Annotated in this window: 23 protein-coding genes and 4 pseudogenes; 8 read left to right on the top strand and 19 right to left on the bottom strand. The window is 35.4% G+C overall.

Annotation, left to right across the window (positions count from 1 at the left end):
• Positions 1-25: 25 nt before the first annotated feature.
• The 7 genes and pseudogenes from tdcB to HMPREF2846_RS12595 form a co-directional block, all read right to left on the bottom strand.
• Positions 26-1,066, bottom strand: coding sequence for a bifunctional threonine ammonia-lyase/L-serine ammonia-lyase TdcB (tdcB, locus tag HMPREF2846_RS12625; protein ID WP_070626774.1), 1,041 nt, complete (start codon positions 1,064-1,066; stop codon positions 26-28).
• Between the two features lie 42 nt (positions 1,067-1,108).
• Complete coding sequence (gene ald, locus HMPREF2846_RS12620; protein WP_070626773.1) at positions 1,109-2,227, bottom strand: alanine dehydrogenase; 1,119 nt, start codon at positions 2,225-2,227, stop codon at positions 1,109-1,111.
• 321 nt (positions 2,228-2,548) lie between these two features.
• Positions 2,549-3,058, bottom strand: a complete 510-nt coding sequence (locus HMPREF2846_RS12615) for a DUF4411 family protein (protein WP_070626772.1) — start codon at positions 3,056-3,058, stop codon at positions 2,549-2,551.
• A complete protein-coding gene (locus HMPREF2846_RS12610; RefSeq protein WP_070626771.1) occupies positions 3,055-3,357 on the bottom strand; it encodes a hypothetical protein in 303 nt (100 codons plus the stop codon). The genes HMPREF2846_RS12615 and HMPREF2846_RS12610 overlap by 4 nt, the downstream gene beginning before the upstream one ends.
• A gap of 85 nt (positions 3,358-3,442) precedes the next feature.
• Positions 3,443-4,231: pseudogene (locus HMPREF2846_RS12605) on the bottom strand (putative hydro-lyase).
• 203 nt (positions 4,232-4,434) lie between these two features.
• Entirely contained in the window at positions 4,435-5,895 is a 1,461-nt protein-coding gene (locus HMPREF2846_RS12600; protein WP_070626770.1) for an MDR family MFS transporter, read from the bottom strand.
• 296 nt (positions 5,896-6,191) lie between these two features.
• On the bottom strand, positions 6,192-7,790 hold the full coding sequence (locus tag HMPREF2846_RS12595) for an FMN-binding glutamate synthase family protein (RefSeq protein ID WP_070626769.1): 1,599 nt from the start codon (positions 7,788-7,790) through the stop codon (positions 6,192-6,194).
• Positions 7,791-8,123: 333 nt separating this feature from the next.
• Here HMPREF2846_RS12595 and HMPREF2846_RS12590 point away from each other — a divergent pair, with 333 nt between their 5' ends.
• Complete coding sequence (locus HMPREF2846_RS12590; RefSeq protein ID WP_002480053.1) at positions 8,124-8,828, top strand: SDR family oxidoreductase; 705 nt, start codon at positions 8,124-8,126, stop codon at positions 8,826-8,828.
• A 103-nt stretch (positions 8,829-8,931) separates the two neighbouring features.
• Here the strand turns inward: HMPREF2846_RS12590 and HMPREF2846_RS12585 are convergent, their stop codons facing one another.
• Positions 8,932-9,123, bottom strand: a complete 192-nt coding sequence (locus HMPREF2846_RS12585; RefSeq protein WP_002480054.1) for a hypothetical protein — start codon at positions 9,121-9,123, stop codon at positions 8,932-8,934.
• Positions 9,124-9,298: 175 nt separating this feature from the next.
• Between HMPREF2846_RS12585 and HMPREF2846_RS12580 the strand changes: the two genes are divergently transcribed.
• Together HMPREF2846_RS12580 and HMPREF2846_RS12575 are read left to right on the top strand one after the other, a co-directional pair.
• On the top strand, positions 9,299-10,423 hold the full coding sequence (locus tag HMPREF2846_RS12580; RefSeq protein WP_070626768.1) for a PDDEXK family nuclease: 1,125 nt from the start codon (positions 9,299-9,301) through the stop codon (positions 10,421-10,423).
• Between the two features lie 219 nt (positions 10,424-10,642).
• A complete protein-coding gene (locus HMPREF2846_RS12575; RefSeq protein ID WP_002480056.1) occupies positions 10,643-10,843 on the top strand; it encodes a hypothetical protein in 201 nt (66 codons plus the stop codon).
• 65 nt (positions 10,844-10,908) lie between these two features.
• On the opposite strand, the gene HMPREF2846_RS14280 is transcribed toward HMPREF2846_RS12575, so the two are convergent.
• The 4 genes and pseudogenes from HMPREF2846_RS14280 to HMPREF2846_RS14275 all read right to left on the bottom strand — a co-directional run bounded on the left by HMPREF2846_RS14280 (position 10,909) and on the right by HMPREF2846_RS14275 (position 13,866).
• Positions 10,909-11,769, bottom strand: a complete 861-nt coding sequence (locus tag HMPREF2846_RS14280) for a hypothetical protein (RefSeq protein ID WP_141751890.1) — start codon at positions 11,767-11,769, stop codon at positions 10,909-10,911.
• A gap of 156 nt (positions 11,770-11,925) precedes the next feature.
• Positions 11,926-12,648: pseudogene (locus HMPREF2846_RS12565) on the bottom strand (acetoacetate decarboxylase).
• Between the two features lie 85 nt (positions 12,649-12,733).
• On the bottom strand, positions 12,734-13,417 hold the full coding sequence (tenA, locus tag HMPREF2846_RS12560) for a thiaminase II (protein ID WP_002480059.1): 684 nt from the start codon (positions 13,415-13,417) through the stop codon (positions 12,734-12,736).
• A gap of 194 nt (positions 13,418-13,611) precedes the next feature.
• A complete protein-coding gene (locus tag HMPREF2846_RS14275) occupies positions 13,612-13,866 on the bottom strand; it encodes a hypothetical protein (protein ID WP_141751889.1) in 255 nt (84 codons plus the stop codon).
• Positions 13,867-14,141: 275 nt separating this feature from the next.
• Between HMPREF2846_RS14275 and HMPREF2846_RS12555 the strand changes: the two genes are divergently transcribed.
• Positions 14,142-15,701: a BCCT family transporter gene (locus HMPREF2846_RS12555; RefSeq protein ID WP_060804083.1), complete on the top strand. Its 1,560-nt coding sequence runs from the start codon at positions 14,142-14,144 to the stop codon at positions 15,699-15,701.
• 248 nt (positions 15,702-15,949) lie between these two features.
• Here the strand turns inward: HMPREF2846_RS12555 and HMPREF2846_RS12550 are convergent, their stop codons facing one another.
• Positions 15,950-16,873, bottom strand: coding sequence for an osmoprotectant ABC transporter substrate-binding protein (locus HMPREF2846_RS12550; protein ID WP_070626767.1), 924 nt, complete (start codon positions 16,871-16,873; stop codon positions 15,950-15,952).
• 298 nt (positions 16,874-17,171) lie between these two features.
• Between HMPREF2846_RS12550 and HMPREF2846_RS12545 the strand changes: the two genes are divergently transcribed.
• Both HMPREF2846_RS12545 and yidC read left to right on the top strand, forming a co-directional pair.
• Complete coding sequence (locus tag HMPREF2846_RS12545) at positions 17,172-17,741, top strand: hypothetical protein (RefSeq protein WP_070626766.1); 570 nt, start codon at positions 17,172-17,174, stop codon at positions 17,739-17,741.
• A gap of 224 nt (positions 17,742-17,965) precedes the next feature.
• The gene (gene yidC, locus HMPREF2846_RS12540) at positions 17,966-18,820 is read left to right on the top strand and encodes a membrane protein insertase YidC (RefSeq protein ID WP_070626765.1); all 855 of its coding nucleotides are present in this window, start codon (positions 17,966-17,968) and stop codon (positions 18,818-18,820) included.
• Positions 18,821-18,918: 98 nt separating this feature from the next.
• Here yidC and HMPREF2846_RS12535 read toward each other — a convergent pair whose 3' ends face one another.
• On the bottom strand, positions 18,919-19,845 hold the full coding sequence (locus tag HMPREF2846_RS12535; protein ID WP_061055132.1) for a DMT family transporter: 927 nt from the start codon (positions 19,843-19,845) through the stop codon (positions 18,919-18,921).
• 140 nt (positions 19,846-19,985) lie between these two features.
• Positions 19,986-20,147 (bottom strand): hypothetical protein, encoded by a 162-nt coding sequence (locus HMPREF2846_RS14485; protein WP_176745492.1) that lies wholly within the window; start codon positions 20,145-20,147, stop codon positions 19,986-19,988.
• Positions 20,148-21,327: 1,180 nt separating this feature from the next.
• Here HMPREF2846_RS14485 and HMPREF2846_RS12525 point away from each other — a divergent pair.
• Entirely contained in the window at positions 21,328-21,567 is a 240-nt protein-coding gene (locus HMPREF2846_RS12525; protein ID WP_002480068.1) for a hypothetical protein, read from the top strand.
• Between the two features lie 127 nt (positions 21,568-21,694).
• Here HMPREF2846_RS12525 and HMPREF2846_RS14480 read toward each other — a convergent pair.
• The 4 genes and pseudogenes from HMPREF2846_RS14480 to HMPREF2846_RS12505 form a co-directional block, all read right to left on the bottom strand.
• Positions 21,695-21,814: pseudogene (locus tag HMPREF2846_RS14480) on the bottom strand (protein rep); the annotation flags it as partial.
• 3 nt (positions 21,815-21,817) lie between these two features.
• The gene (locus HMPREF2846_RS12515) at positions 21,818-22,168 is read right to left on the bottom strand and encodes a DUF4064 domain-containing protein (RefSeq protein ID WP_070626763.1); all 351 of its coding nucleotides are present in this window, start codon (positions 22,166-22,168) and stop codon (positions 21,818-21,820) included.
• A 38-nt stretch (positions 22,169-22,206) separates the two neighbouring features.
• Positions 22,207-23,244: a DUF4352 domain-containing protein gene (locus tag HMPREF2846_RS12510; protein ID WP_070626762.1), complete on the bottom strand. Its 1,038-nt coding sequence runs from the start codon at positions 23,242-23,244 to the stop codon at positions 22,207-22,209.
• A gap of 230 nt (positions 23,245-23,474) precedes the next feature.
• On the bottom strand, positions 23,475-24,500 hold the full coding sequence (locus tag HMPREF2846_RS12505) for a DUF4352 domain-containing protein (RefSeq protein WP_070626761.1): 1,026 nt from the start codon (positions 24,498-24,500) through the stop codon (positions 23,475-23,477).
• A 469-nt stretch (positions 24,501-24,969) separates the two neighbouring features.
• Here HMPREF2846_RS12505 and HMPREF2846_RS14005 point away from each other — a divergent pair.
• A pseudogene (locus HMPREF2846_RS14005) lies at positions 24,970-25,122 on the top strand (ornithine carbamoyltransferase subunit F); the annotation flags it as partial.

Genomic DNA, 25,122 nt, shown 5'->3' with positions numbered 1-25,122 from the left:
TTACCTCCGTTCTGTCTTATTTCGGTTAACCTACTACACCTTCACTAGTATCGGCAGGTTCGAGTAATGTATCAATAATATGTGACACGCGTGTTAAATCGACGTTTCCACCAGACACGAGTGCGACTGTTGTTTTGTTTTTCAACCATTTCGGGTCAATTTTACCGCTTAGAATTGCTGCTGTCGGTAACGCACCGGCTCCTTCTGTGATAATTTTTGCGCGTTGCATTAAGTGACGCATCGCATTAGAAATCTCATCTTCAGTCACTAAGATAAATTCATCAACTAATTTATCTGCGACTTCATACGTTTTTTCACCTGGAATTGCGACTTCTGTACCGTCCGCAATGGTATGTGCAGTAAATTGTGATGTAATCTTACCTTGTTTCACAGATTCTGCCATACCATGCACATTCTCTGCTTGTACACCAATGACATGGATAGACGGGTTGAATGATTTTAATGCGGTCGCAACACCTGAAATCAAACCGCCACCACCAACAGGTACAATCACCGTGTTGACGTTCCAAATACTGTCTAAAATTTCAAGTCCGATTGTACCTTGTCCAGCCATTACTTCATTGTCATCGTAAGGATGAACAATCTTTTTGCCCGTTTCTTTCGCAAGCTGTTCCATATAGAGGCGAGAATCATTGAATGTCTCTCCTTTCAATATGACTTCTGCACCATAACCTCTGGTAGCTTCTTGTTTAGCGATAGGTGCTTCTTCTGGCATAATCACAGTCGCTTTAATACCTAATAACTTACCGGTCAGCGCAAGTCCTTGTGCATGGTTCCCAGCTGACGCAGTAATGATACCTTTTTCTTTTTGTTCTTCTGTCAGATGTAAAATTTTATTCAAGGCACCACGATATTTGAATGAACCCGTAAACTGCATGTTTTCTAATTTCAAATAAACATCTCCGCCAGTGATATCATTACTTAAGAACATGGATTGGATTAGCGGTGTTTTACGCACGTAATCACGAATCATCATTTTCGCTTCTTTAATGTCTTGAATATTACAATATTTCTCCGTTTGCATTACTGTACTGTTTACTGTCATTTCGCTCTCTCCATTTCTCTTTATATAGGGTAATTATTTCGCTTAATTCATTAATTTGTTTAACTCCTCGTAGGATAAGTCATGAGATTGTGCAAGTCCTTCATTCGTCACATGACCTTTATAAATATTGACACCTGTCGCAAGTACAGGATTATCTTTAATCGCTTGTTCGATGCCTTTATTGCTGATTTCTTGTAAGTATTCGATATTGCCTAAAGCAAGTGCCATAGTAGAAGTACGTGGTACAGCACCGGGTTGGTTTGGTACTGCATAGAAGACAACACCGTCTTCAACATAAACTGGATTGTCAATCGTAGTTGGACGGATACCTTCAACTGTACCGCCTTGATCAATCGCAATATCTACAACGACTGAACCTTCTTTCATAGATTGAATCATGTTACGTGTAACGAGTTTTGGTGGTTTAGAACCGGGGATAAGAATTGTTGAAATAAAGACATCCGCTGTCTTAATTTCTTTTGCGAGGTTTTCTTCATTAGATTTAATAACTGTAACGTCTTGACCTTTGAAGTGATCTTTAAGCCATGAGATACGGTCATCATTTAATTCGATAATTGAAACTGATGCTTGTAAACCTAGGCCAATTGTAGCCGCATTGACCGCAGCTGATCCGCCGCCGAAGATAACGACTTTACCAGAAGGAATACCGTCAATCGCATCAATACCTGAAATTAATATACCTTCACCTTGATGTTGCTTTTCTAAATAATAAGCACCCATCAACATAGAACGACGTCCTGCAATGGCACTCATCGGCGCAAGTAAGGGTGCTTGTCCATCTTTCACAATCGTTTCGCCTCCGATTGCGGTAACACCCGCTTCTTGCATTGCCTCTACGGTTTCTTTAGATGATGCTAAATGTTGGAAGCCCCAGATGACTTGTCCTGGTTTGAAGAATTGGAATTCTTTCGCATCCGGTTCTTTTACTTTGACAATCAAATTCGCTTGCCATGCTTCTTCATGATTCACAATAAAGCCGCCTGCTTTCTCATATTGTGTGTCATCAAATCCAGAGCCTGCACCTGCATTATGTTCAACAAGGACACGGTGTCCATCTAATACAAGTTTCTTCACATTTTCTGGGGTGCAAGCCACACGTCCTTCACCTGGTTTAAGTTCTTTAATGATACCGATTTCCATGTTCATCTCTCCTTGTGAATATTTTCACATTTAATTTAACACTTATATACAATAAAGGCAAACTAATTATTAGACGTTTTATAAATAATTCTATTTTTAAACATAATCAGAATATTTTAGTAATTTGTCATCCTTTTATAGTAAACGCTTACATGTCATTTGTGACAAACATAATCTATAATGTTAAACCTAAAATGTCACAATTTGTATAATCACTTTTATATCGTAAAATAATTCTATTATTTTAAAAATTACTATGAGGGAAGCATGAAGTGAGTGTTAATGCAGGCATAAAAAAACCCTGACTTTCGCCAAGGTAATTTATATACTCAAACTAATTTCTTTAAAAAATTGATTCATATCGATACATTCAATATTCAAGTCATCACATATATATGGAATTTTTGATGCTTTACTAGGTCGAGAAGTGGATAAGTTAACATTTCTATTTTCGTTAGTCACTATAGTATAGCCTTCTCTTTTAGCGATTGCGATTAACCAAGGGTCGGCAATACTTACATCTCCCCATCCTTTTCCCATTCCAGAAATTGCGTCATTTTTATAAAAGTCACTCTCTTGTATATGCGTTAAAATGAATTGCCACTCGTCAAAGTAATCACTATGATTTAAAGTTTCACAACTATAATTGTTAGTTAGCCACTTTTTAAACCAAGGATCTTGATAGTTTTCTTTTAAAACAATATTAGGAATAATCACTTGTTTATTTAGGATTGAAGGTAAATTTTTCCAAAAGCTTGGAAAATAATCATACTTATAATAGCGGTCATAAAAGTTAATATAAATATTGGAGTCAAGAATATATTTTTTCATTTTATCTCTTGAATGGTTGCTTTAAGTTCTTCACTTTTAGCCCCTATATCATTAGAGCTGATTACCCGAAATTCTAACTTCTCTTTTGGAAGGTTTATTTTTTCATTTAGCACTAATAAACCTGCTGGAACGTGAATTGTTTTTGCAATTGTAACGAGTTGGTTAAAAGTTGGTTGTACCTCTCCGCGCATGATGTTTTCTATCTTTTCAACTTTCTTTTGAATTGCAGAGAGAAGGACGCTAGATTCATTGATATAGGCGTTCAAAACTTTTGTATTTATTGAAACACGTTTAACCATCAGCGTTGCCTCCTCTATTAGATTTAATTATTTATATCACGTCTTTTTTAAATGAAGTTAACGTTTAGTGTGCAAAAATCACACCTCAATCACTTAGTTCACTATCCTTAACATCTGTAATAAACATATGTCCAGGCGCATGTGTAATGATCAATTCAGGCTTAGCGTCTAAAGCTACAGATTGCGGTGTCACACCACATCCCCAAAAGACCGGGACTTCATTTTCTTTTATGTGTACCGGCTCCCCAAAGTCTGTTTGATTTAAATCTTTGATACCGATTGCTGAAGGGTCTCCGATATGGATAGGCGTGCCGTGAACATTTTTAAAGTGTGTCGTAATCTCAGTCGCACGAATCGCATCTTTCATAGTCATCGGACGCATACTTACAGTAATATTGCCGTCAAAACGACCCGCAGGTTCAGCCGGTATATTTGTAATATACATCGGTACGTTATGTCCTTCTTCAAGATGACGTAATGGAATACCCGCCTCTAACAATGCATGTTCAAACGTAAAACTACATCCAATTAAAAAGCTGACCATATCGTCATTAAATCGATGCTTGATATCAGACGGTGTTTCTATTAATTCACCGTTTTCATATACACGATAAGCCCCGACTTCTGTCGTGATATCCGCATTTTTACCTTATTTTGAAAAATTAACTTCTCCTACTTCAGATACATCTAATAGCGGACACGTTTTTGGATTTTTAAAACAGAATTTCAAGAAATCATAAGCATATTTTGAAGGTAGAATAACCACATTCGCTTGAATGTACCCCTTAGCCATTCCACTTGTATGTCCCGTTACTTCTTTATTACGTATCATTTGTCTTAATGCTTCTGGTTCCACATTTTGTAAATTTGCCATGTATAAACATCCCCTTTGTTTAAAAAATGGTATTTCTACTAGTTTATCAAAAATACGTAATCATGTGTTAAAGAACATTCAATTGTACACCTGTTACCCACACTATCATGACCATGTTATTCAGCTGCTTTAAAAGAATTTTAGAACAGAAAAAATCAGCACTTCCATAGCGGAGATGCTGATTTTTATTTAGTGACTTTGTATTATGCAGTTGTATTTGATTCTTGAGTTTTAGGATGTTTCACTTTCTTTTGGCTTTTTAATAAGAACACACTTAAGAATGCGATAACCGCAATAATTACTGTGAACCAGAATGCTGCGTGATAACCGTTCAACATCGCATCTTGTGCAATTTGCGCTTGCATCACTTCTGGTTTAAGTCCTTGATAATCTGCCATATCTGGTTTAAAGATTTTCGCGAAGTGACTCATAATTGTAAAGAGAATCGCTGTACCGATAGAAGCTGAAATTTGTTGCATAGTGTTCGTCATAGAAGAACCATGCGCATTCATTTTCTGCGGTAATTCGTTCATCGTATGTGTCATTAAAGGCATTAAACCTAACGCAATACCGATCATACGAATCGCATACACTGTTGTTAACATTACTAACGATGTTTTAGCGTCCATAAAGACGAAATAAGTTGTCGTCACAACCACGATACCCATACCGATAAAGGCTAAAATTTTAGCGCCGAATTTCTCATAAAGGATACCTGATACTACAGACATAATCCCCATCACAATCGCACCTGGTAATAACGCTAAGCCAGATTCTAAAGCAGGTTTGCCCATAATATTTTGAATAAAGATCGGTAATACCGTTTCAGAACCAATCATCGCAATCATTGTAAAGGCCATAATAACAATGCCGACCGCAAATTGACCTTGTTTAAACACTCTGAAATCCAGCAACGGTGTCTCTAAACGTAATTGTCTGATGATAAAGAGTACCACTAACACAATGCCGCCAATAATCGTTGTTAGAACAACCGGGTCATCCCAACCGTCACGTGCGATAGAACTTGTTCCATATAATAATCCGCCAAACCCTACAACAGATAAGGCAATAGATAAAATATCAATCGGTACTTTACTTGTCGTACCTACGTTCTTAATAAGTTTCAAACTCATTAGGAATGTGATTGCCGCAATCGGTGTTACTACGTGGAATAATGAACGCCAGTGTGAATACTCAACTATATATCCTGATAACGTTGGACCAATGGCCGGTGCTAAGCCAATCACTAAACCGAAAATCCCCATATATTTACCACGTTCTTGAGGTTCAAAGACATCTAAAATCGTTGTCATCATTAACGGCATCATAATACCTGAACCTAGTGCTTGTATAATACGCGCAATTAATAATACAGTGAAGTTCGGACTAAAGCCCGCAACCAGTGTACCTGCTAAAAAGATTAAAATGGATGTCAGGAACACTTGTCGTGTACTAAAGCGCTGAATTACCATCGCTGACAATGGAATCACAATACCGTTTGTCAGTAAGAATCCTGTTGTCAGCCACTGAACTTGTGTATATTCAATATTAAAATCTTTCATAATACTTGGTAACGCTGTCGCAAGTAAGGTTTCATTCAAAATTCCAAAGAACCCGCCAAGCAACATTGTAAAAATCATCCATAATTTGGTTTTGAGTGTCATACTTCATCTCCTCTTCCTTTTCTTCCTCTATTTTCTCAACCTATGTTTATAACGCACTAAATCATACCACACTAAAGTTGAATTACATTTAATTGTTGTTTAAATGTGCGTAAAAACACAGCGCTTAAATGAACTGTTTACTTATACTTGATGAATGTCGCATTGAAAATTATCCCACACCAAAACCAGCTATTCTATCTACATCATGGGTGTTTTGTAGCTTAACTCGACATCAACAACTAATTATAGACATTAAAAAAAGCTCTCACGCATCAAAGTGAGAGCTTGAATAACATTTATACAGATACTTTTTGATTTGTATCGACTAATTTTAATTTATAATCATAAATCGACTGTAAGTTGCCGTTCGGATTTTTAAGGATTAAATGATCTTGCGTAATTTCTGTCGGACTTTCGACACCGACAGCCGCTGCTAAGTTGAATAATCCTTCATGTAAACTTGTGATGTAGTTTGTGACACGATAGTTCTTTTCGTTCACAAACAAACCACGTTCTAACTTAGGATTTGTCGTCGCCACATCGACTGGACATGTGTTTAAGTGGCATTGTTGACTCATAATACAGCCGACACTGATCATCATACCGCGTGCGACATTGACTAAGTCTGCACCGAGACCGAGCGCAATCGCAATTTTATCAGGAGTCACCAATTTACCTGATGCGAAGATTTTCATTTTATCGCGAATACCATACTTCTCTAACATGCCTGTCACAATCGGTAAGGCAGTGAATAATGGTAAGCCGACGCTATCTTGTAATTCTTGATACGTCGCACCTGTACCCCCTTCACCACCATCAATTGTGATGAAGCTTGGATATTGTTGACGTTGTTTCATCGTTCTGACTAAGGCTTCAATTTCGTCGACATGACTCACCACAATCTTGAAGCCTACTGGTTTTTGTGCCGCTTCTTTCAAATCCATAATCCAATCTAATAAATCATCGTAATTATGAATGAATTCAAAGCGATTCGGTGAATTAATCGTTTTACCAGGTTCAACACTTCTGATTTTCGCAATTTCTTCTGTTACCTTCGCACCTTCCATATGACCACCACGTGTTTTAGCCCCTTGTGCTAACTTCACTTCAAAGGCTTTCACTTGGTCGATAGCTGCCTTTTGTTTAAACTTCTCTAAGTCAAACTCACCATTAGCTTTACGTACACCGAATAAACCGGGTCCGATTTGGAAGATAATATCGCCGCCGCCTTTACGATGGTGGTCAGATAAGCCGCCTTCACCGGTATTCATCCATGTACCTGCACGCCCTAATCCCATAGATAATGCGGTAATCGCATTTTTACCTAGTGCACCGTAACTCATACCAGATTGTCCGACTAAACGTTTCACTTTATATGGATATTTTAAATCTTCTCCTAAAACAATCGCATCCTCATCTGACAGATAATAAGGGTCAACCTTTTCAGGGTCTCGATGTTCTTCTCGATCAAATAAGCGTTCGTTATCAACCTTATAGACAAACGTTGAAATTAAAGTCGATTGATCAATACGCATTTCCGTTGCTTGTTTTGGAAACATCGTGTTTTGAATAAAGAAGCCTGTTTCGTAATCTGTCTGCGTTCCGAAGCTCGTCATGCGTGATTTGTATTTACCAGCTTTCACGATGTCTGTATATTGACTACGTGAAAATGGTTTCCCTTTCGTGTCCTCTGAGAATAAATATTGACGCAACTCAGGCCCGATCTTTTCGAAGAAATAACGTACACGTGCCAACACAGGATAGTTACGCAACACACTGTGTTGTTGTTGCCGTTTATCTCTAAATAACAATACTAATCCAGTCACCAACAGTCCTATTACGACAAGCGCAATTAAGATGTTGATAATGAATTGAAGAATCGTAAGCAATAACATTATAGTTCCCCTCTCTCTATTTCTCTGCTTATCATGTATTACTTCAATTCCCAGCAGCCCACTCTGCTGAAATTGCACTAAATTTTAAATGTAATCCCATTGTATACCAAATTCCGTCGTGTTTCATCAGTCATTTAGAAAACGTTTACATTTTGATGCAATATTGCTGAAAGGATGAGAAAAGCCGTTAATATTCTATCATTTTGCTTCAATTTTCGCATTCATAAGTCGCCTTGTATATACTGAAGATGTCGGCTATTATCTTTACCTTAAGTAGAAAAAGGGAATAAAACAATATAAGTGTAAATAAGAGAGAGAAAGGCGGATTTACTTATGACAGAATTGAATAAGAAAGTGGCAGTCATTACAGGCGCAAGCAGCGGTATCGGGAAAGGCATTGCCTTAAAGCTTTCAAATGAAGGCGCAACTGTAGTGCTTGTTGCTCGTGATGAAAAGAAACTAGATCAAGTTTCAACTGAATTACGTAAAGCAGGCGCAAAAAACTATGAAATTATCAGCGCTGATGTCACAAACCGTGAAGATATTGATCGTGCAGTACAACAAGCTGTAGAAGAATTCGGGAAAGTCGATATTTTAGTCAACAGCGCAGGTCAAATGAAATCGTCTGCGATTACAGAAGGTGAAGTACAAGCTTGGGACGATATGATTGATGTAAACCTTAAAGGTACATTATACGCAATCAATGCGGTCATGCCGCACTTCCAACAACAGCAAAGCGGTCATATCGTTAACATCGCTTCAATTTCGGGCTTTGAAGTGACAAAATCAAGCGCGTTATACAGCGCCACAAAAGCAGCTGTCCATGCGATTACACAAGGTTTAGAAAAAGAACTCGCAAAAACAGGCATTCGTTCTACCAGCATTTCACCAGGTATGGTCGACACAGCTATGACTAGCGATACAGATTGGGGTTCACGTAAAATGTTAGAACCTAAAGATATCGCAAATGCGGTAGTCTATGCGTTAACACAACCTAGTCATGTCAATGTGAATGAAATTACAGTACGCCCTGTTTAATATACAACTAAACAGCTTTAAACAATGAAAGTCAGGCAACATGCCTGACTTTTTACATATATAAACATATAAGTTGGATCTGTATTCAACGCATACCTTTACTTTAAATTTCCGGTTTGAACAAGATAAAATAAATACTAAATAAGACCAGATATACACCCATGAAAATACCGACACGTTTCAACAAGTATAAGCCTGTATTAGAACGGTTTTTAATGAAGCGATTCGAAATCATGTTTGTGACGATAAAGCTGATAAAAATAATAATGACATAAATCAAAGCTGTCGTATCCATTGCGGTACTCCTTCACATTGTTATTTAGTTTAATGTATCACAACTTGGTGTTGAATCCTATGTAGAATTTCTATAATTAAAGATCAATCCATTTAATCTTTAAAATATTCGTTTTAAGGGAAAGATTGGTATAGAATAGATATAATACAATCTTACAATGCACGGGGTGACGCACATGAATTACTTGGAAGAACAAAAACATAAATATATCGAATTAGCCGAAGCCATCGAATTCCATAATGCTGATTATAAAATAGATGATGCAGAGAAAATGTCTGTTCAAGAAATCTGTACGGATTATGGAAAGTATACAACGTTAAAAGAAAGACAAGTCTTAGAATCTATCTTGAAGTATCATCCTGAAGTCACAATCATTTCAGAAGACAAAGCCGATGAATTAAAAATATTAAGAAGAACAGATTTCGTTTATGAAATTGAGAAAAACTCTTATTTTGTAGAAACTGAGTTTTTAAACAACTTCAATAGCCACGTACTCAACCATAAATATGACTCTATTCCACCATTAGATGACGATGAAGAAGAAGCCATTCATGAAATGCGTGAAATAACACAAGCACGTAGAGATTATGAAGATTTCCAACTTACTGACTTACTAGAGAGATACAATACTGAAGAATTAAAACAAATCTGTCGTGAATTTAAAATTACCGGCTTTTCAAAAGGAAGCAAAAGTGACATCGTTGATTTAATTCAAGATAAATTTACAAACAAAACTTCATTAATGTTCAAACGTCTCACGCAAAAAGAATTGAATTTAATTGCGTACTTTATCGCTGAAGAAAGCAACGTTATTCCTTACACGCATCTTGATGCCTTAAGTATGAAAACTTTCTTCATTCAAGTGCAAGATGACTATGAAATACTTTATATGCCAATGGATATCTTTGAAGATTTAGAAGATTACTTCGAAGAGAATGATTTAAATCCATTAGACTTCCTTGATGAAGCAGATCGTGAGTTATTAGAAGAAATTGAAAAGTATCAAAAATTGAATAGCCTGCCGATTAATGAAGATGAAGATATCGATACTGCGATTTCTGCGTTTGTGGAAGCGGGCAAAGATGAAGACATGCGTGAAATGTTTAAAGAAATGTTCGACTTAAATCAAGATAGTGACGATGCGAAAGTTATGAATGCGATTATAGATGGTAAAGTCACATCTCAAGAAGAGTTGGATCAGTTCTTAAAAGAACTGCACAGTAAACCTCAAACAAAAACACAAGAACAAAATCATAAATCTTCTGGTAATGTCATTGATTTCAATCAATACCGAAGATAAAGCGATACAAGGTAACGCGATCGTAAATACCCTATAAAGCAAATACTGAAAAGTACAAGCTTTATAGGGTATTTTTCAACTCAAACCTTACACTTTATTCAACCTTTTACTTTATAATTTCAATTGGATAACGCATTATATCGTGATACACTGTCAGTGAAGTAAGTAGAATTACACTTACATTAAAAGCGCGACACAAAAAATAAAAGGAGCTTAACTATGACAGTCATCAAACAAATTAAAGAAGATATTGAAAAATTATTTGAAGCTGAAAGCGGCTATAAAATCTCAAAAGCTTCAGGTGTTCCCTATCAAACTGTTCAAGATTTAAGAAATAAGAAAACAAAGCTCGAAGATGCAAAATTTAAAACGATTATTAAACTTTATGACTATGCATCAAATAAACAAAGTGAAGCATAATATTAACGATAAAAGAACTTGATTCAACACATGAAAGCTGTCGAATCAAGTTCTTTTTCAATATATTAAACTTCGTCGCCATGTTCATCATATTTTGTCACATCACCGTCTGAATCAATGATATATGAACCGACTAAATTACCTTGTTTGTCTAAAATTGAGAAGCCCCAACCCCCATCATCACGACGTTCTGGTTCTTTGAAAGTATAACGGCTTGTATCTAATTGATGACCTTCATATTCTTCAACCTTATCAATCACATTTTCACGTGTCACCGTTTCTTCTGACTCTTCATCATCCTCATCAATTCCAGGTGGTGTCGCACCAATATAACTTTCAACTAGACGCACCGCTTCTTCATTCCCATCATACAACGGTACCACTTCTCCGCTATTCATAATACGTTGAGATTCCTCGCGACTATAATCTTCTTCTTGCCAACGATGATCTTGGAAATGACTCGGTACGGGATAAATCGTAATCGTACCATCTCCGTTATTTTTATAAACAACATATCCCTCGGCAGTAGGTGTACCTAACAAACTTTGAACACCTTGTTCATATCTAATCGACCCTGGTCCGTACATAATCTTTCCTGACAAATCATCATGACTAATAGAGATATCTGCCGGATTTGCGCTTCGATAGCTTGGTAATGCGGCTAACCATACACGCGCAAGATATTCATCACTATTCGGATTTAAGTGACTAAATGCATTGTGTTTAGATTCAGATGCTTTTGAACCTAAGTGTTTCTCGTTGTTTTCTTCACTTTTTTGATAATCTTCATGTGTAGATTGTTCTTCTGATTGATGTTCTGTCTTTTCTTGGTCAGATGATGTTTGTGTTTCTTCTTTTTGCCCACAAGCAGTTAATAATAACGACGCTGCTAAGAGTCCAGTACCTAAATATTTAATTTTGTTCATTATGTCCCTACTCTCTCTTTATAATGACTTTCATACTTAATATTTAGTATACCTGAGTGGAATACAACTGTATTCATTCTTTACAAAAAAGACATATTCTGTCTATTTGTTTAAAAAAAGAGAAACAAACATCAAAGCTTGTTTCTCCTGAAAAATTTATGATTCTTTTAAATAATCATGAATGACTTCCGGTCGGCCGAGTCTTAAGTCTGCCAAAATATGTTGTGCATCGACAATTTCTTTGACCGGGAAATCTGCGAGCGGCGCATTCACATGTTCAAATAGTTGTAGACGCGCATCACCACGGAATGCTTCTTTAATTTGAATATCTGAAATTTGAGAACGTGTCATTTCAAGTATTCTTGGTGTCCCATCGTAATTTGGCAATTGTTTCAACATGAAGCTTGGTTTGGTAATAAGTTGTTTCGCTTCTTCTGTTTCAATCGGATGGTATTTATAGGTCATCGTTGCTTGTGCAACGCGTAATGAATGATAATCTAATGTACCTACTAATGTATCGTTATCGACATATAATCTTGGTTCTCCGTATTTCTTTGGAAATGTTGAAAGCTCTCTGCCTAACGCAATCGCAGGTTGATTGTTTAAATACATGGATAAGTAGAACTCGCCTTCTTCTCCATTTTATTCTACTGGAATCACTTGTCCACATTCTGTATATGAACCAAGACCTGTACTATCCGGCATATCAATGACTTCAAATTTGATTAAGTCACTTGTCACTTTTAGCGGTTCAGGTACGACTTCCTTTAGTTTCTCAATATCCGTGCGATACACAATGTTTAAAAATTCTCTATTTCTGAAATGAACATCCACTCTTGAATATGTCGGTGCATTCACAGGTGTTGAAGCTAAGTTCATGAGTTCTTTTTTATTCAATTCTTTGCCTCCTCAATATACTTTGCTTACCTAAGCTTAAAGGCAACAACTTGAATCTTCAATCATTCTATTTTACCGGAACGTCCCAAGTGCTTAAGTTTTCTGCCATATCCCAGAATTTATATTCATAATAACTTGTGCGTACGACAATATCTTCTAGTCGTTTTAAGTCCGCTTCTGAGCGTCCTTCTGTCACTTTATTCATCAGTTCAACACAATCTTTCTTAAATTGCGTAAACTCCTCAGATGAATACATATCTACCCATTTTCGATATAATGGATGATCTTTCGCAGCATCTTGTTCTGCCAATTTCAAACCAATATAGTTGTAACTCCATGTACAAGTTAAAATTGCGGCAATCACATTTTCTACGCCGCCGATTTGTGCCATGTTCAACATATAACTTGTATAAGCTGTTGTAGTTTCTGCAGGTTCAGTAGCTTCTAATTCCGCTTCACTAATACCAAATTCCTTCGCATAACCACGATGCAAGTTCATTTCTGTATTCATTGTGCCATCTAATAACTGCGCATACGTCGACATCATATCTAAATCAATGGCTTTCGCGGCACCAATCGCAAATAAACGAGAATACTCAATTAAATAAATGTAATCTTGTTTCAACCAATGTTTGAATTTCTCTTCATCCAAAGAGCCGTCAGCCAACCCTTTAATAAATGGATGTTCCATGTAAGATGCCCAAATTGGCTCAACGCGTTCATATAAACGATCTGTAAATAATTGTGTCACTACAAGTTCCTCCTAATTAGATTTGATTCAATATTTTTACTGCTTATCTTTAATCTAACCTATATCGACACAATATACAAAAATACGCCGGCTTGTTTATAAACACAAGTCGACGCATTCAATTATCATGCTGAATAAAGCATGACTATTTAACATCTTGTTTGCCACCTGAAATAAATTGCGCAATCATTTGTTTAACCAAAACAGCCACAACATCTAGCATCACTATCACCTCCATTGTGTGATAGTTTTAATATTTTATTTGAATTTAAAAGAACACCTTCCATTTTATGTGCTAAAGCTTTGCTCATACAAATAAACAATGGATAGCTTACAGTCTGACATTGTTTTTGGTCTCTGATGGGATGAATTTCAATATTTGTTAAAACCGTTGTAAATGCTTCTTGTCGATTTTGATATTCATTTTCTAAATTTTGTTCCCCAAGCATGTAAAATATTTTTTCAAATTTTTATAATACACCTTCACCTTCTTTTTTCTTATATATCAGTTTTTTTATTTTACCCCACCCTAAGTTGGATATAAATTCAAAAAATACCCCTTTTTTGAATTTACAATGATTTTTTCACTTTTTAAGCTACGATTTTCAAGAAGTTGAATTATTTCCTAGGTATGATAGCATGAATACCGTCTTTGCTTTTTTTCAATACTCAAATCAGAAAGGATGTTGCAGTTTTGAAGACGACTCATAAAGAGACAAACAAGATGTTTTCACCCGTATTTACTTATGCGTCTATACTTGTAGGTTTATTAGTATTAATCGGCGCAATTTTCCCTAACCAATTCGGCAAGGTTTCTGGTGCACTTGGGGCGTGGATTACAGAAACTTTCGGTTGGTATTATATGCTCGTCTTTTCTTTCATATTGGTTTTCTGTATTTTCTTAGTTTTTAGTCCGATCGGCAAATTAAAGCTAGGTAAACCTACAGACAAACCTGAGTTCCATACAATCTCTTGGTTAACAATGTTATTTAGTGCTGGTATGGGGATTGGCTTAGTATTCTATGGGGCTTCTGAGCCTGTATCACATTATTTAACTCCTCCTACAGCTTCTGCAGAAACGAAAGCAGCACTTGCAGATTCGTTACGTGCGAGTTTCTTACACTATGGCTTTCACCCTTGGGCCGTTTACGGCATCGTAGCGTTATCACTCGCTTATTTCCAATTCAGAAAAGGCGAAGTCGGTCTTATTTCTAAAACATTACGACCACTTTTAGGTAAACGTGTGGATGGTTTACCAGGTACCATTGTCGATGTTTTAGCAGTATTTGCGACAATTATCGGTGTAGCGGTATCACTTGGTGTTGGCGCGATGCAGATCAATGGTGGCTTGAATTATTTATTTGGTATTCCAAATAACAAGTTAGTTCAAGGTATTATTATCGCAGTCGTAACTGTACTTTTCTTATACAGTGCATGGAGTGGTTTAAGCAAAGGAATTCAATATTTAAGTAACTTGAATATGATTTTAGCTGCGATTCTCTTTGCGATTTTATTAGTCATTGGTCCAACTTTACTCATCTTAGACATGATGACTTCTGCGACTGGTGATTACTTAAATACTTTAATCTTTAACAGTTTAGACACCGCACCATTAAACCAACAAAAACATGACTGGATGCAGACATGGACAGTTTATTATTGGGGCTGGTGGATGAGTTGGAGTCCGTTCGTCGGTATCTTTATCGCCCGTATCTCTAAAGGACGCTCTATCAGAGAATTCGTTATGGCAGTCTTACTAGTGCCGACAATTGTCAGTATTTTCTGGTTCAGCGTATTCGGTTTAACAGGTATCAGTGTTGGACAAGAACATACGGAAATCTTTAAAATGCCACCTGAAACACAATTATTCGGTATCTTTAATGAATTGCCGATAGGCAGTGTCTTATCCATTATCGCACTCGCATTAATTGGATCATTCTTTATTACTTCTGCCGATTCAGCAACATTCGTTTTAGGTATGCAGACGGCATTTGGTACATTACGTCCAGCAGGATTCGTAAAAATTGTATGGGGACTTGCGCTTTCTGCGATTGCGTATGTATTACTGCTTGCCGGAGGCGAGACAGGATTAGACGCTCTACAATCTGCGGCGATTATCTCAGCCTTACCATTCAGTGTGGTCGTTATCTTAATGACGCTTTCATTCTATAAAGATGCGAATAGAGAGCGTAAAGCGTTAGGATTAACACTCTCACCTAATGAAGAACATACTAAGATTTTACATGCCGCATCTAAGAGACACTCATCAGAAGATCGCTCATAAATTTAACTACATGCGTATCCATACGCTTCAATTTAAGGATAAACAAAAGCAGCACCTTCTCTTCTAATTTGAGAAAGTGCTGCTTCTTTATATTAATAACGTTTATTATTTCTAGAACGCATGATCTGACGTACAATACGTGTGACTAAACGCACAATTTGTCTCACTTGTCTTTGGTTAATTTTAGCCATAATCTACCTCCAATTTTTGTAAGTATAACATGGTCCTAACACAAGACAAATTGATAACTATTTATTTTCGAAATAGTTGTGTTTTTTGAGGAACCTTTCTGCGACTACGGCTGGCTCTTGTTGTTTGCCGTCTGATTGATAATTTAACTCTTGCATTGTTTTCGTAGAGACCTTGCCTTGAAGTTTTTCTAATGAATGTTTAATTTTAGGGTTCTTTCTTAGGAAGTCGTTCTTCGCAAGCGGACTTGCGTCATATGGCGGGAAGAATTTACGGTCATCTTTTAATACTTTCAAGTTATAAGCTGAAATACGACCATCTGTAGTATAACCTAGAGCCACATCTAATTTATTGTTTTTTAAAGCATCATATACTAAGCCGATTTGCATAGGTCGGATACTTTTAAATTTGAATCCATAGGCTTTAGTGAAAGCCGGGTAACCATCGCCAGCACGTTTAATCCAAGTAGAATCTGTACCTAAACGCAACTCGTCTTTATGTTTCTTTAAATCAGAAACTGTTTCAAGATGATATTTGTCAGCCACTTCTTGTGTCACCATGAATGCGAATGTATTTTCAAAACCATACGTATCAAAGAAAGTTTGATCATATTGCTTTGTAAAGCCTTTTTGAACAACATCCATAGCCTTCTTGGTGTCAGTAATAGGTTGTTGATTTAACGCTCCTACTAAATCTGTACCTGTATAACGCGTAGAAGAAATTTGCGCATCTCCATTCAATAAGGCGTTATGTTGAATAGTAGCTGAGCCTAAGTTGTTAATAATGGTTGGTTTTACTTTCCCTTTCGTATCATGTTCAATTTGTAGGCGAATCATATGTGCCATAATTTGCGATTCACTTGTTGCGAGTGCAGTAATTTTAACATTTTTACCTGGACCGCCATCTAAGCCAGGTGACCCACATCCAGCAAGTATAAGGACACTTGTTAAAACTATCCCCATTAAATATTTAAACTTTTTCATTACAACCCCCACATTAATTTCTTTTATAATCATTTTATTTTCACAATTAACCACTACACATTATAACACATACATTTTTTGTGCATGCCATACCGTTTCCACCCTAACTTCAGTCTAACCTCACACAAACGTTAGACTAACCCGGGCGCTTTGTTCCTTGTCCTCACAACATTCTTCATCATTTAATCAATCTAGACATGCCTCTCTTTTTTAATTTAAAAGTTATAAAATGACAGTTGATTTTTATTGCATTTTATCTATATACTCATTACATAAAGAGAAAGAGGAGCTTAAAATCATGAAAGTTTATTGGGATTTAGGTGTAGAATTCTTAAGTCAGTTATTTACAGGTAAACTTCCGACTGTCTTTATTATCTTGGTTGTTGTTTCGATACTATTGAATTTTGTCATTGAATATATTTATGAGCGCTTTGAGAAACCAGAAAAAAATATTGTCAGCTCATTTTTGGCACTACTTATTGAAGAAGTAATTGGCTTCGTTATTTTTATCTTTGCGTTTATCGCTGCGATAAAGTTTTTAGATTCAGTTACACTTTCAAATTTAACTGATACGTCTGCGATAGCTTTAGGAGAAATAACACTCGTTAGTTATGTTGTTTTTAGTGTGTTATCTTTGCCCTCTTTATTACTTCAATTTGTTAAATCTAATATTGGAAAGCTCTTAAACATTGTGGGGCAGGTCATTATTGGCGGGTTAGTTTATTATGTGTTGTTTGAAACCTTGCCGATGCCTATAACTTTTGATCTTCTATATACAGTTGTCGCATTATTTATTGTGATGATCTTAAATATCGTTTTATGGTCTATTTCTATCAATACGTTGAAAGATGAAAAAGCAGCAGATTAGTTAATTTGTCACTGTATTGCGTGGTTGTTTATCGTATTACTTTTAGCTAAGTTATTTTATCTTTTCTCTTCTTTAATCGATACAGGTTCTATGTTAGGATTGTATCTTGTAAGTGTATAAGCAATTGTTGTCCTTTTTCGCAACCCTTGTTAAGCGGTTGCTTTTTCAATGACTTCGATACGATGCTTAATTATTTTCAATAAAAAAGAGAAAGGCAGAGAAAGATGAAAATAAAATACATACTGTTATTGACGTTATCTACAGTACTGCTCGCAGGTTGCGATTATTCAAAGAGTGAAAACCGCAATGGTTTCTTCTTTAATACTTTCGCAAAACCAATGGACAATTTACTACATTGGCTTGGTCATAATTTAAACGATAACTATGGTCTCGCAATTATCGTTATTGTATTAGCCATTCGCTTTGTTATGTTGCCGTTTATGTTAAGCCAAACTAAGAATGGTCAAATCATGCGTAAAGTTATGGACATTGCGAAACCTGAGATGAAAGAAGTACAAGAAAAAGTTAAACGTGCACGTACACAAGAAGAAAAAATGGAAGCACAACAAGAATTAATGGCTGTTTATAAAAAGTATGATATGAATCCAATGAAGAGTATGCTTGGCTGTCTGCCAATCTTAATTCAAATGCCTGTACTCTTCGGTTTATATGTCTCATTAAAATGGCCTTCACATGGCGGTATCACAGATCATCCTCACTTCTTATGGTTCAAACTGACAGAACCTGATGTTTGGATTACAATCATCGCCGGCGCCCTTTACTTCTTACAATCACTTGTCAGCATTGAAAATATGCCGAAAGAACAACGTCAAATGGGTTACATGATGATGATTATCTCACCTATCTTCATCATTTATATCTCATTCACTTCAGCTGCAGCATTAGGTCTTTATTGGTCAGTCAGTGCCATCTTTATGATTGTTCAAATGTTCTTTGCGAACAGATACTACAGTAAAGTTGCGGATGAAGAAGTAGCACGTATTAAGCGCGAACAAGAGAAGAAAGAAGATAAACCTAAAAACACGAAAGTCATTTCTAAGAAAAATAAGAAAAAATAAGCATGATGAATTGGCCCGGGAAGTTATTTCCTGGGCTATATTTATATAACAAAAAGAACGTTTCTACCTGTCGTAAAAACGTTCTTTTTAATATGAATTTAGAAGAATCTTAGTAAGACGATGCCTATGAAGATACATATGATTCCTAAAATCTTACGTACATTAATCTTGTTTTTCTTCGCACCTAAAATGCCGAAGTGATCAATTATGACACCCATTAACATCTGACCCAGCATTCCGACAATAGTCGTCAATGCAGCACCTAAATGTGGCATTAAAACGATATTCGCTGTGACAAATACCACACCAAGTACCCCACCAATAAAATAAACTGGTTTGATTTTACCTACTTCTGGTTCATAAGTTGATAATTTAAATGAACGATTTACAAACGCTGTAATGATAATTAATGCGATTGCCCCTACAGAGAATGAAATTAATGACGCAAATAACGAACTATGTACTTGTTGTCCCAACTGACTATTGATCGCAGTTTGAATCGGTGGTGCAAACCCAAAGATAAATCCTATGACTAACCATGGTAAGACTTTATTAGCTTTTTCTTCTTTAGGTTGATGTTTAACATAATTCATCACAATGATGCCAATAAATAACAATAAAACACCAATCAGCTTTAAGAATGTGAATGGTTCTATTTTAGCTCCTAACCAACCAAAGGTATCAATCATCACACCCATAATGATTTGTCCAGCAATGGTTATAATGACTGTCAATGACGCACCTAGCCTTGGAAACAGTAATAGATTTCCTGTTAAGAATAAGACACCTAATAGTCCTCCAACGAACCACGTATAATTAAACGATTGACCAGAAAAGAAACTTAATGTGAAGTGACCAGGTGCAATAATCAAGTTTACAATGAATAAAAATAGAGCGCCGACTGAAAATGAGATTGCTGAAGAATAGAATGATGAATGTGTATAGCGTATTAGTTTTGTATTAATAGAAGTTTGTACAGGAACCACCATTCCTGCAACTAAACCCAGTAAAAATAAAAACAGCATGCGCGCCCTTCTTTCCTACAATGATTAAAATAGTATAGCATAACTCAAACCTATTAGAAATCTCTGTTGTGAAATCTCCTAATCACTATTTTTTCAACAATTAAAAAAGCTGCCGATGCGGCAGCTCCCAATCTTTCTTCTTATTTATGTACTAATGCTAAAACACCTGCAACAAGTATTAAAATACCAGATAAAATTCCGAATAAACCAATGAAAATAAAGTTTAGTACGCCTCCTATAACAAGTAAAACACCCATTAAGACACGTTTTTTATTACTTAATTCCAATTGCTTTATTGACAACGAGCCTCTAAATCCTTAACAAACCCAACACTTGTCGAAGGTCGGCTTAATAGCTCACGCTATGCCGACATTCGTCTTCAAGTTTAGTTAAGGGTTCTTCTCATTGATCAATAAATTTTCTCGGCATAAATGCGTGTTCTACTTTTTGTTTTTCAATCTTTTCAACACAACAAAAAACGGCGTCATAAGTAATGTAAAAAATAATGCGGAAATCAAATTTGCATACAAGTTAAACTCAATCGGCAATATTAAATCTAATAAAGATGTCAAAACAAAAAATGAGATAAAAAAATACATAAAAGATAAAAAGACTTTCAAAAATAAAACTCCTTTCCAGCAAATCTTATCACAATAGTTTTTGCTTTACAGGTCTACTTTTCGCCGTTATAATCTAGTTTAATCCTGTGAGGGCGTACTTATACGTTCTGTCCGAACGTGTGCTGAAATCGCAATCGCTCTCCGTCAATTTTTTTATTTTAAATTCAAAGAAACGGCTTGAGATATTCCGAGCAGTTACAAAAATTAATTTGTGTTGAATATTGCTACTGCATTTTTTAAAAAGTGATGTAGATTTATAGCCCATAACTTTTTTGAATTTCATCGACGATGCGGCGTCGAAGGAAAAATAAATAGACCGTACGAAAGAAAAAAGCCAATCCAATTTTATCTGGGGTGGCTTTTATTTTTTAATGCCCTTATTTTTAATTTTAAGGGGACATTCTGAAGTTCCGTAAGATATTTACAGAGTTTTTTATCCGAAATTATTTATCAGCTCTTAAAACGCAAATGAGAGCTAAATAAATATATCATGATTCTAAAAAGCAAAAGTTCAATCAAAATCAGTGTCTGATTTTTAGACACTGCCCATTTACATGCAAACTAAAATATTACATAAAATTACTCAAAAATCAACTCGATTTTTAGTTCCAACAGGAGCAAGATTCTGTAAAAAATATCAAAATTTAGATTTGGGGTTAATTTTCTTGTAAGAGCATAAGGAAAATATGCATACATTTTTAAATTATTACTAATATGTATAAAGACAAGAAGAAACTCGTTTTCAACTCGTTTCTAAAAAAAACCAAAAAAGACAACACTAAATTCTTATGATAATATCATGACGAATGTTCTTACAGTTATATATTATAATTAAAAAGAGGGGATACTTGGAGGTAAAAAGATGAACATTAGAAATTTTAAATTATATGAAATTACCTTTTTAATAATTTCTATGCTATCAATTATCACAGTATTTCTTAATGTTGCTGATATATTAAAAATGCCAATACAATGGCAATATTTCTTTCAATCAATGATATTTTTATCTTTAGGTATAGCAACTATAAGAAAAATGAAAGTAAGTGCAATTATTGCCATTATAGCTAGTATCGTAATAATATCGTCTATTTTTTTCATATAAAAAAGCCCGCCAAAAGCGGACTTTTTTTATTTTAATAACGTTTTGCCCAAGTAGCTTTATATACCCATTTCTTTTTAGGTAATTGATAAGGATTATCTCGGACTAATCTTTTCTCAGCTGTTCCACAGTTAACCTTAAGTGCTTTTTGCCATAACTTAACCCATTCTGCTTGAGAAATATAATTATCTTTATTCTTAAAGTAACTGTTTTCAACACATAACAACACATGTATATGCTGATTATAACTGCATTATTTTCGTAATAACGCTAAGACACCCGCAGCTAAGATTAAAATACCTGCGATGATTCCATAGATACCAATTAAGAAAAAGTCTAGTACACTTGCGATAATGAGCAAGATACTCATTAATACACGCTTTCTCTTAATTAAACAACTAATTATGAATGTCGCTATACTCATCAATATAACAATAATACCTAACGTATAGATATCACTGCTTCCAGCATTTCCGACAGCTTCATTCGCACTTGCGACCATTAATGTGGAAATCCCACCAATAATCCCAAATATGCTGCCGACAATGCCTAATACAATTTCTGCGATACGGTTTCTAGGTTTTTCATATCTTAATTCATCCATTTTTATAACTCACCTTTAAAACTAAAATTTATTTCTATCTACTCTTCTAACATCGCTTGATCTGCTGCTTCTTCTTGTTTTTGAAGTTCTGCATCTAATTTCGCTTGTTCTTGTGCTTCACGTGCTGCTTGTTCGTCTTGACGTTTCATTTCTGCTTCATAGGCACGTTGATCAGCTTCTTCTTGTTTTTGTCTCTGTGCTTCTTCTCGTGCATCTATTTCATCTTGGCGCTTCATCTCTGCTTCGAATTCTTTATCGATGCGATCTTGATTTTTTTGCCATTCTGCATCTTCACGTTCAAGTTGCTTTTGATATTCTTTATCCCATTCTGCTTCTAATTCATCATAAAGTTTATCAATACGTGCTGCTAAATCGTTGTATTCTTTATTTGTGACACCACGTGTGACGTGGTTCATTCTTTCTCCATCTGTTAATGCGTTATATTCATCTACTAACGCATTGTATTCTTCTGCTGTGTATGGATAATCCTCGCTATCGTCTTCAGTTTTTGTTTTATCTTTCTTCGTATCCGATTGGCTGTCAGCTTCATTATAACTGCCATCTTTAATCATTGCTTGATGAAGGTTCCATTTCGCTTTAACATTTGCAGTTTTAAAATACGTGACCATTTCTAAGGTATAGACTTTGGCTTCTGGAACATCAAATGTTAAAGTGCCTGTCGCAGTTTTACCTTGGTTTAATTGATGAGAGAAAATACCATCTGTACCATCTCCGCCAATCCAATCTGGATACGTTTCTCCTCTGACGTTCATTGTAAATGCGCTAGAATCTACAAGTACTTGATCGCTGTTATTGTTTTTAAATTTCAATGTCACTTTTAATACTTTACCGTTATTAGGTGCTTCGTAACCTTCATAATCATTTACATACTCTGCTTTAACTACTCGAACATCTACACCGTCAGCATCAACGATTTGTCCTACTCTGAATGTTTTCATTTCTTCTGTTGCTTTACCTCTTGCCTCTGTACCTTCTGTCTTTTCTTCAGACTTTGCACCACTGCAGGCAACTAATAAAAATAATACACTGATCATCAAAAACCAAAGTCTTTTCATCTTTCTCTCTCCGCTCTGTATTTAGTTGTGAAACGATGACATTTCAATGCATTTATCATCAAATTGTCTTTATAGGAATATTTTATAATATTTTTAAGTAAAAGCAATCTTTTTTCGAATATTTATGAAGGTTTGATGAATATTTTTTAATTGATACTTTGGATTATAGGTAATTCAGATTAATACTATGTATAAATATAAAAAAAAGCCGCCATAGGCAGCTTTTTCAATTATTGTGAATCATCTTGAGATTGATTGTTCGTATTTTGTTGTTTTTGTGCTTCTGCTTCACGTGCAGCTTGTTCATTTTGACGTTGTACTTGAGCTTCATAAGCACGTTGTTCCGCCTCTTCTTGTTTGCGTCGTTGTGCTTCTTCACGCGCATTGACTTCATCTTGGCGTTTCATTTCTGCTTCAAACTCTTTATTGATACGGTCTTGATTTTTTTGCCATTCAGCCTCTTCTTCTTTTACTGCTTTTTGATATGCAGTATCAAGCTCTTCTCCATAATCTTCTAGCAATTTATCTACACGATCAGCTAAATCATTGTATTCTTTGTTCGTAACTCCACGTGTGACATGGTTCATACGTTCACCTTTTGTGAAGGCATTGTATAAATCAACTAACGCATTATATTCATCTGCAGAATAAGGATAGTCTTTTTCTTTAGATGATTTTTTAGAACTTTTCTCTTTAGTATCAGATGCTGCTGCTTTATTTGTATCGTTTTGACTGTCACCTTTTTTAATCATTGCTTGGTGGATGTTCCATTTACCTTTAACATTTTTCTTTTTAAACTGCGCATCCATTTCTAATGTATAGACTTTAGCGTCTGGTACATCGAACGTCAAAGATTCTACTGCAGTTTTTCCATGACTGAGTTGATGCGTGAAACTTCCTTCTGAATGATTACCGCCAACCCAGTCTGGATACGTTTCTCCTCTAATCGTCATTGCGAATGCGCTAGAATCCACAACCACTTTTGGTTTATTATTATTTTTAAATTTCAAAGTTACTTGTAATGCTTTCCCGTTCTTTGGTGCATCAATATCACTGTAGTTATTAATGTATTCCGCTTTGATAACTTGAACATCCACACCATCGGCATCTACTATTTGTCCAATTTTGAATGTCTGCATTTGATCAGTGGCTTTACCTTTTTTAATTGTTTCGTCTGATTGATCATGTGATTTCAAACCGAAACAGCCCGCTAATAAAAATAATGCACTGATTACAATTAACCAAAGTTTTTTCATTGATATCTCTCCGCTCTGTCTTAGTTGTAAGTATCATAGATGTCTAATGGAGACATTTATTTTCTTATATAACACTATCTTATATTACTTTTAACCAAAATCAATCTATTTTTAAGTTTTTGTTAAGCTCATGTGAAATATTTTTTATTTCCACGTTTAAAATGCTGAAAGTATAGGAATTCAACGTTTTTCTTTCTATTAATTTTTGTTGATTTTGAACAAAAAAGGGTTAACTTACACGGAATAGGTAATACAAATAAAAGCGAGTCATATATTCATACAAATAAATGAATATTTTTCTTTTTGTTATCGCTAAAAATGCACCTTTAAAGACACCTTATGCATAACGTTAACTTCTTAGACAAATTTAAAGTTATAACTAAATAATTGTGCAAAATTTCATTGACGAAACCAATAGAAAGCGTTTACAATTAATGTGAAATCAATCACATAGAGGAGTTGTATTAGAATGCAAAACTTAAGAAATAGACATTTCCTAACATTATTAGATTTTTCACAGAAAGAGATGGAGTTCCTACTGAACTTATCAGAAGATTTAAAACGTGCAAAATACGCAGGTATTGAGCGACAAACACTTAAAGGAAAAAACATTGCATTAATT

Origin of the sequence: Staphylococcus sp. HMSC056G08 (assembly GCF_001812305.1) — a bacterium.
Lineage (GTDB): Bacteria > Bacillota > Bacilli > Staphylococcales > Staphylococcaceae > Staphylococcus > Staphylococcus simulans.
Note: the sequence above shows the minus strand (reverse complement) of the source record. Positions and strands in the feature narration are given on the sequence as shown.